The organism is Halobacillus sp., from assembly GCF_049282395.1.
GTDB lineage: Bacteria > Bacillota > Bacilli > Bacillales > Halobacillaceae > Halobacillus.
Window position 1 is genome coordinate 1 of sequence record NZ_JBAPTY010000089.1, and the last position, 6,041, is coordinate 6,041.

Here is a 6,041-nt window from a genome sequence, read left to right on the forward strand (position 1 = left end):
CTGTTGGGGGCAGCTGTAGCGATTGGATGGGCCGTAGTGCAATTTATTTGGATCATTCCCCATACAGGCGGGGCTTCACGTGAAGATATCTCTGAGGTACTCATGATGCTTGATTCTAACTGGGTGAATATTTTGTGGTATTTACCTTTGGGTATCATTGGTGGAGGGATCGTTGAAGAATTATACAACCGTGGTTTTTTTATTGGCGCGCTAGCAGGCATTTTTAAAGACTCTAAATTTGTACTGTATATAGCTTCTGCTTTCTCCATTTTGTTCTTTGCAGCCGGTCATTTACCTGCAGATTTAGTAGAATGGGTGGATCTTCTTGTACCTAGTACAGCTTATACGATTCTTTATTTATATACGAAGCGATTAACCGCATCTATGATTGCTCATGGACTGTGGAACACCATAGTCGTCATTGTAGTCACCATCCTTTATTCATAGTTCGGTCTGCGCACAAAAAAACTGTATCCTCCAGGACGCACCTTGAAGGATACAGCTTTTTTAGGATGGAGAGCTTTCCGTCTGGACGAGAGCTTTACAGCTGTCACGAATGACGAGCTCAACCGGTACGACAATGCTGTCGTTTACTTTCTGACGGCTGTTGATTTGATGAAGCAATAATTCTGCAGCTTCTTTTCCAAGTACATCCGTATTCTGCCGGATGGTGGTTAAAGGTGGATTCACGAACTGGGAGATATCAATATCATCAAACCCGATAATAGAAAAGTCCTCCGGAACGCTGTATCCAGCGTCTTTGATCGCCTGCATAGCTCCAATCGCTAATTCATCACCAGCTGCATAGACAGCGGTAGGGAGATGGGGAAGGGCCAGAAGTTTTTTCATAGCTTCATAGCCTCCTTCACGCGAAAAGTAATCCCCATTTACAATGTATTCATCTGGTACATCGAGTCCTAATGATTTCGTCGAAGTTAAAAAGCCATTCAGTCTTTCCTGTCCAGCAAACGTGGTGGCGTGCCCCGCGATATGAGCCATAGTACGATGACCCAGGGAATACAGGTAATCAACAGCCTTGTAGCTTCCGTCGAAGTTATCCGATTTCACGACAGCGGATTCGCTGCTATGTAAATCAATGACCACCGTAGGAATGGTCGATTCCATGAGCTCCTTCACCTGCTTATCGTTAAATAACGAGCTGACGATAACCACGCCGTCGACTCCACGGTACTTGAACTGCTGCAGGTAACTTTTTTTCTGGTTATTGATCATTCGGGAAGCAAATAGCAGATCATAGCCGAGTATTTCTACATTTTTGCGGAAGCTTTCAATAACGGAACTGAAAAAAGGATGCTTCATTCCAATCCCTAATGATTCGATGAAAATAACACCGATTGTCCATGATTTTTTCGTCGTCAGGGTGCGGGCATGAGAATTAGGTAAATACCCCATCTCTTCCACCGCATCTAAAATGGTTTTTCTTGCTTTCTGACTGACATCAGCATAGTTGTTAAGTGCTTTGGATACGGTTGTAACTGAGTATCCTGTCTTTTTAGCGATATCGTATATAGTTACCATGGTTTTATTCCATCTCCTCCGGTATCGAAAGCGCTTTCGATTGTTGCCATATATGTATTATAATATCGTGCCGTATTTATTGCAAGACTGAAAAAATCAACAGAGAAAAACCTTAAAGTTTGAAAAAGGAAGCTGTTTTATCAGCTTCCTTTTTCATCATGTATTATTCGTATTCACTTGCATTCTTTACTTGTAAAACGACATTGTCGATATAAATGTCATGAGCCTCAGCAAATTGCCCCATTAAAAACTTCAGGGAAGCCGTGTCGTCCGCAGTCATGTTCCATTCATAGTCGAAGCTCTGAGTCTCTGTTCCAAGTGATATTTTTTCGCTGAAATACCTCTGGTAAGAAGCGTTCTCTACCGTAAGTTCGATGTCTCTGGCCACCGTGGATCTAGCGTCAAAGGATAGCTCGTACGTGACTCCTTTGGACAGCTGGAGTCCTGGCTGTTCAAGGAGCACACTCCACATTTCATTACCTGGATTGGTAATATGAGCTTCAAGCTCTCCACTGTCAGCTGTAATTTCGGCGCCGGCATCAAAGTGAATATAGGTAGACCAATCGTCCAGTCCAGCTGTAAAGTCTCCATTGGTTAAAGGATAAAGGTCAACGTTCCTATAATCAATAAAACTGGATGTTTGAAGCAGGACGACGTTGTCCAAGTATATGCTGGCTGACTTTCCGCCCGTATTAAAGACAAGCTGTCCTTCACGATCCGTGATGTCCTGCGGCATTTCAAACGTAACTTCGTGAGTATTCATATCTTTCGTTAACTGGACATCCTGCTCCGCGTAACGAACCGTTCCATCCTTACTCAAGAAAGCCACTTCAATCGATTGATTTTCCTCAGCCCGTCCTTCAAACGTAAGAGCGTACGTATTTCCTTTCAGAAATTGAAGGCCCGTTTGGCTCACCTGGACAGCCTCAGGGTAATCTCCGCCTTCGGAAATATCCAGGTGCAGCTCTCGCGTTTCTGAGTCAACGCTTGCTTCTGCGACCGCATCCTCTTCGGTATTCACATTCCAATAGATCATGCGGGACTGATCTCCCTGATCAAAGGTTCCATTGTACACATGATTTCCATCTGGAAGCGGGGCCTTTTGATCACTTGTCTCTTCTGTTCCCGTAATATCTTCCATGCGGACATTTCCAATCCAGACAGGGGCTGTCCCATTTGCACCCATATTAAATTCGAGTCTGGCCGCAAGATCCGTTTCCTGATTCAGGGTAAAGGTGTACTCATACGATTGTACCTGATCCGACAGGGCGATCGACTGCTCGCCGGAGTAGTTGGCATAGCCTCTTTCGGCACCGCCTGAAACTTTGGTCATCATGTTTCTTGATGTATTGGATTTAGCATCAAAACTGACCTTATACGTGTGACCTTCAACGATCGCTGCATTTTGTATCAGCTGAAGAGACCACAAGGCGTTTCCAGGATTACTAATTTCGGTTTTGGCAAACGTCTCTCCATCGACATCGGAAGTGGTTATGGAACCAGCTCCTTCAAAGTCTGGCAGCTGAAGGAAGTTCCAATACACTGGCTCGTAGGAATCACTTCCATCTTTAACCTGATTGATTTCCCGAGTGTATTGATTATCATAAATGAGGTTTCCGTCTTCCAGTGGCTGCTTGGCATCTTCAGGAAGCTCTTCATCCTCGACCTCAGGTTTAACCGGTTCTTTATAATCGCGTCCGGTTAGTTCATAGACACGGACGTAATCCACTTCCATGATACCTGGGAATGGGGTAGTCTCATCGACATTACCGCCGTACCATCCGCCAACCGCGAGATTCATAATAAGATAGAATTCCTGGTCAAAAGGGGCAGGGTAGGTATAGTTTTCTGCTTCGTCTTTTCCTTTACTGAACCAGTTATTCAGCGTTTGATAGAGTTCTCCGTCTACATACCATCGGATTTCTCCCGGCTCCCATTCTACGGAATACGTGTGGTAATCCGTGTAATCGGTCCCTGCTGGAAAGTGATATTCAGAGCCACGGTACGTATTATTTGGATTTTCCGAACCATAATGAATCGTTCCGCCAATAGTGCTCGTGTCTTTTCCTGCAGCTTCCATAATGTCAATTTCACCTGAGGAAGCCCATTCCCCGTAGACACTGTCTTCCGGCATCATCCAAAAAGCCGGCCAGAATCCTTGGCCTTCTGGAAGTTTCATTCGGGCTTCAAATTTACCGTACTTCTTGCTGAATAATCCCTTCGTTTTCAGCTTGGCGGAAGTATAATCGTACGAACCAAACTGATCCGTAATCGGCTCTTCTTCTTTTTGAGCTTTAATAATCAGTTTCCCGTCTTCAATATATGAATTCTCCGGAGAATCGGTGTAGTATTCCTGCTCGTTGTTACCCCAGCCTTGAGAAATTCCTTCCCCATTTTCATCGACGATCCAGTTGCCGATGTCGTAGGTCCATTTGGAGTCATCTATCTCGGCTGTCATAAATTCATCTGACCATACGAGAGACCAATCCGTTTCTTTTTGACCAGGTTCATAGATTTTCACTTGATTCACATCGGAGTCGATTAAACGTACGTGATTCTGAACCTGCTTGTGCACGTAAATCGTTCCTTCTACCGTGACGTTTTCTAACTTCGTCCAGCCTTCTTTGGTTCCCTGTGTGATGTATAGATCACCGGTGATCGTTGTGTTTTCCAGGGTAACATCCTCTGAACTGATCACCGCTGTACCTTCAATTGTTTCATCCTGATATGTACCTGGTGTGGTGTACGCTCGCTCGATCAGCCTATCAAAAATTTCCATCGCTTTGGATACTTTGAGGGGCTTTTCAGCCTTCACGCTTAGTTCATTGGAGGTTAATTTTTCTTCTTCGGGCATGAGATAGGTCATCATCTCGACAGCATCTTCTTGTTTAATCACTGAATTTTTGGAAGCTTCGTCCTCTAAGACAGCTTCCCAATAGTCAGCCTCTTTGTCTTCGTATCCAAACACTCGATTCACAAGGGAAGCGAATTCCACTTTCGATAAAGCAGCATTGGGATTTTTTAAGCTTTTTTCCAAGCCGGAAAAGATCTCCTGCTCACTCCACTCATTCGCAGCTCCTTTCTTTGACTTGGCTAAAACAGGGGAAGCTGCTGACACAAACACCATCACCAGCAAGATACAAATGAACAACCATTTTTTCAACATGTATTCCTCCTCTAAGGATTATATATGATGAAGTGGGGGGAGACCCACCAACCATCAACAGGTAACAGAAACCGGTTTCGTTAACGAGTAAAAAAATAAGCAAAACGTAAGTGGATACAGTTGCGAAAGCGCTTTCGTTTTTACTTAAAAAAATAAGACTTCTATTAGGTCACTGTTATGTTAGTCCATATCTTACCACAATTTTCTGAATTGGCAAGAGGTGCCTGTAAAAGAAATACTGGATATTATGGAATGATTGTAGTGTAAAAGGACTAAAATTTTCAAAAATAGTCTATCATTTTTATCCAGTATAGGTAATAATAAGGAGGCGCGTACTACACGATTGAATATTCAATAGAAAAGAGAAATGATGAACCAGTTGCCTTGTCCATTTGAAGATTACCATGCCCTCGTGCACCATGTACTGCATCAGTTAGGTATGCCGCTTCCCTATGAGGATTACATACAGGATGCCTACTTTGTTTATGAGCAGTGCATTCAGCGCTACGACGCTTCACGCTCTAAATTTTCTACTTATTTCACCTGGCGGTTACATTACCACTTTCGAACTATTATTCAAAAAGAGCAGCAGTACTGGAACCGCATCTCAATTATGTATCCGAAAGAGAAGGGATTCTTTCCTGATCCGACTTCCGAATTTAATCAATTCTATGATGTATTTTACTGCAGTCAGCTGAGCAGCCTGGAGAGTGAAATTCTTCATTTAACGCTGCAAGGTTATACGGTAGAAGAGATATCGGCTGATCGATTGGTCAGTGTATCGACGGTAAAAAGGTACAGAAAAAAGATCAAGCATAAGGTAGGAAGAAATTTTACGAGTGCTGAGTAGAGGATGGGAGCATCAAAGCTGGTAAGGAAACATGGAGACTGTCTCGATCGAGACAGTCTTTTTTCTATCTATTAGACTAGGTCTTTGTCCCTCTGTTCCGTAATTTGTATAAAATTAACGTCCGTTTATTGAAGACTTTATATTTCGAGTCGATATAGCTTTTAGAGACAAATATCGACGTTTCAATAAACTTTAGGAGGAATGAGATTTCCATGACCAGACGTACATATGTAAAACGGGCGATTGCCTCGGTTGTTTTGCCCATCGCTCTTCTTATCCCGCTGCAAACAGTGGATGCAGGCTCCAAACAGTTTTCTGATGTTAATGAGGGAACGATTTATTATGAACCGATCCATGCGCTTGCAGATAAAGAAATTGTTCAGGGCTATACGGATGGAGAATTTAAATATCGATCCGAAATTACCAGGGCAGAAGCGGCACTTATGATTACCCGGCTATTAAACTTAGATACGGAAAATGCTCCTC

Annotated in this window: 5 protein-coding genes; 3 read left to right on the forward strand and 2 right to left on the reverse strand. The window is 43.3% G+C overall.

The genetic code is table 11. The features are described from left to right. The coding region (locus WAM07_RS04430; RefSeq protein ID WP_422165112.1) for a CPBP family intramembrane glutamic endopeptidase at positions 1 to 447 on the forward strand (447 nt) is incomplete at its 5' end. A gap of 60 nt (positions 448 to 507) precedes the next feature. Here the strand turns inward: WAM07_RS04430 and WAM07_RS04435 are convergent. Continuing rightward, positions 508 to 1,539 carry a LacI family DNA-binding transcriptional regulator gene (locus WAM07_RS04435; RefSeq protein WP_422165114.1) on the reverse strand — a complete coding sequence of 344 codons (1,032 nt, stop codon included), beginning with the start codon at positions 1,537 to 1,539 and terminating at the stop codon, positions 508 to 510. A 163-nt stretch (positions 1,540 to 1,702) separates the two neighbouring features. Further along, on the reverse strand, positions 1,703 to 4,705 hold the full coding sequence (locus WAM07_RS04440; protein ID WP_422165116.1) for a carbohydrate binding domain-containing protein: 3,003 nt from the start codon (positions 4,703 to 4,705) through the stop codon (positions 1,703 to 1,705). A gap of 367 nt (positions 4,706 to 5,072) precedes the next feature. Here WAM07_RS04440 and WAM07_RS04445 point away from each other — a divergent pair, with 367 nt between their 5' ends. Both WAM07_RS04445 and WAM07_RS04450 read left to right on the forward strand, forming a co-directional pair. After that, on the forward strand, positions 5,073 to 5,555 hold the full coding sequence (locus tag WAM07_RS04445; protein ID WP_422165118.1) for a sigma-70 family RNA polymerase sigma factor: 483 nt from the start codon (positions 5,073 to 5,075) through the stop codon (positions 5,553 to 5,555). Positions 5,556 to 5,767: 212 nt separating this feature from the next. Further along, positions 5,768 to 6,041: S-layer homology domain-containing protein (locus tag WAM07_RS04450; RefSeq protein ID WP_422165120.1), on the forward strand; the 274-nt coding region annotated here is incomplete at its 3' end.

What these genes read in the sequence shown, in the direction of transcription:
- WAM07_RS04440 (WP_422165116.1), bottom strand. Translation starts at nt 4,705, where the DNA reads ATGTTGAAAAAATGGTTGTTCATTTGTATCTTGCTGGTGATGGTGTTT.
- WAM07_RS04435 (WP_422165114.1), bottom strand. Translation starts at nt 1,539, where the DNA reads ATGGTAACTATATACGATATCGCTAAAAAGACAGGATACTCAGTTACA.
- WAM07_RS04445 (WP_422165118.1), top strand. Translation starts at nt 5,073, where the DNA reads ATGATGAACCAGTTGCCTTGTCCATTTGAAGATTACCATGCCCTCGTG.